We start from the raw sequence: 509 nt of genomic DNA, 5'->3' as shown, positions 1-509 counted from the left end.
CTGATTTCTGCAATAACTTCCGTTAGTGCTGCTTTTATATCGCTTGGTATCGCAATCATGACCACTCCTATCGGCTGGATCGCGGGCGGCATAGCAGCCGTTGTTGGAGCTGGATATTTGCTCTACAAAAATTGGGACAAAATCAATGGCTGGCTGCTTACATCATTAGCCATAGTAAGCGCAGTTTTTATCAGGCTTGCTTTCGCTCTTTCAGGACCAGTGCTTTCAGCCTTCACTTCCGTTGGTTCTAAAATTACCGGTCTGGCTGCAAATCTTGGAAAATCCCTGCTCTCAAAAATAATCGCAGCAGATAAAGCTTTTTTGAGATTTTCTGCTACTCTGGGAAGATCACTGCTTTCAGCCATAGGTTCGGTTAGTGCAGCTTTTGCTAGTCTTGCTAAAACTCTTGCAAGAACGCTATTTTCAGCCATAGTCTCGGCTTCTTCCGCAATGGCTGGTCTTGCTGTAACTCTTGTAGGTACACTGATTTCTGCAATAACTGCCGTTAG

At 44.8% G+C, this 509-nt stretch carries 1 pseudogene; it reads left to right on the top strand.

Annotation, left to right across the window (positions count from 1 at the left end):
* Positions 1-509: pseudogene (locus ACFING_RS10175) on the top strand (phage tail protein); the annotation flags it as partial.

Origin of the sequence: Bartonella sp. AP150HLJHH (genome assembly GCF_042196385.1) — a bacterium.
Lineage (GTDB): Bacteria > Pseudomonadota > Alphaproteobacteria > Rhizobiales > Rhizobiaceae > Bartonella.
This window is presented reverse-complemented; position numbering and strand designations above follow the sequence as displayed.